This is a genomic window from Kitasatospora sp. NPDC127116 (genome assembly GCF_042677365.1).
Classification (GTDB): domain Bacteria; phylum Actinomycetota; class Actinomycetes; order Streptomycetales; family Streptomycetaceae; genus Kitasatospora; species Kitasatospora lactacystinica.
This window is the reverse complement of the sequence record NZ_JBHXTL010000305.1, coordinates 1-1,208: the sequence shown is the minus strand read 5'-3', so window position 1 is coordinate 1,208 and position 1,208 is coordinate 1. Positions and strand designations below refer to the sequence as shown.

General features: G+C 79.2%; 1 protein-coding gene. It reads right to left on the bottom strand.

Going from position 1 to position 1,208, the window contains the following annotated elements; translation table 11 throughout:
- Positions 1-87: 87 nt before the first annotated feature.
- The coding region (locus tag ACFVHV_RS43820; protein WP_380359498.1) for a toxin glutamine deamidase domain-containing protein at positions 88-1,208 on the bottom strand (1,121 nt) is incomplete at its 5' end.

The window sequence follows — 1,208 nt, the reverse complement described above, 5'->3', positions numbered from 1 at the left end:
CGGGCTTCTTCTCATTACTTTCCTTCCGTGGGGCGCCCTGCCCCCCCTCCTGGTATTGTGGTTGGTGCCCACTTCCCGCACTGGGGGTCAGGGGGTGGGGGTGAGGGGGCGGCCTTCGGGGGTGAGGGCGATGGCCCAGAGGCCGTGGGTGGCGGGGTGGAGGGGGGTGGGGGCCCGGCGGGCGAGCTGGTGGTCGAGGTAGGTGACGGTGTCCTGGTGGTTGACGGCGTTCCAGGCGTGCGGGCGGCCGTAGGCGTCGAGGGTGAGGAGTAGCGCCTGGGAGCCGTGGCCGGCGCGGCGGAGGTCCTCGGCGAGGCGGTCGAAGGCCCGGCCGCCGTCGCCCAGGTCCCGGAAGGGGGAGCCGAGTTCGCGTTCGGCGCGGTCCCGGCCGCCGCGTTCGCCGGCGTCGCCGTCGGTGGGGATGCGCGGGGCCGCGCAGGTCGGGCGGCCGGTGTGGCACTCGACCGCCGAGAGGGCGATCTCCAGGCTGTTGTTGGCCCGGCCCGGTTCGCGGTAGCCGCCGTCGTTGACGGCCTCCGCCCAGCCGCCGGCCGCCGGGTCGGGGTGGCGGACGGGCAGGCCGTCCTCGTCCCGGGGCGCGCGGCGTTCGAGTTCGGCCTGGTGCTGCGGGTCGACCGGCGCGAGCCCGCCCGGCAGGCCGTACGGACGGCTGTCGGCGATGCCGCGCAGCCGGACCACCGGGTCGTCCGGCCGGGCTCCGCGCCGTGCGCGCAGGGCGAGTTGGAGGGCCATCGCGTGGGCGGTCGCGACCGGGACCGCGCCCCAGGCGAGGGTCGGGTCGGCGAGTCCCGCCGCGTTCTCCCGCCTCCGGGCCTCCACCGGGTGGGTTTCGGGCCGGCCGATCACCGGGGTGGTCCCGACGATCGGGGGTGCGGCCGGGGGTGGCGGCGCGGCGTGGACGGGCGGCGGTCCGACGACCGGGTGCGGTGCCGCACCGGCCGGGGTCCGGGCCACCGGCGCGCCGGGCTGCGGCCCGCCGACGGCCGACCCGCCGCCCGCCCCGACACCGCTGCCGAACGGCGCCGCCACGTTCACGGGCCCGCCGGCGGCGCCCGCCAGCGGCCCGGGCCCGACGGTGCCGACGGGCCCGGCCGGTCCGGCCGGCTGGTACCCGCCGTACACCGGAGTCCCGAACTGCCCGGGCACTGCGACCGGCCGGACCGGCGGAGGAGCGTCCGGCGCCGGTC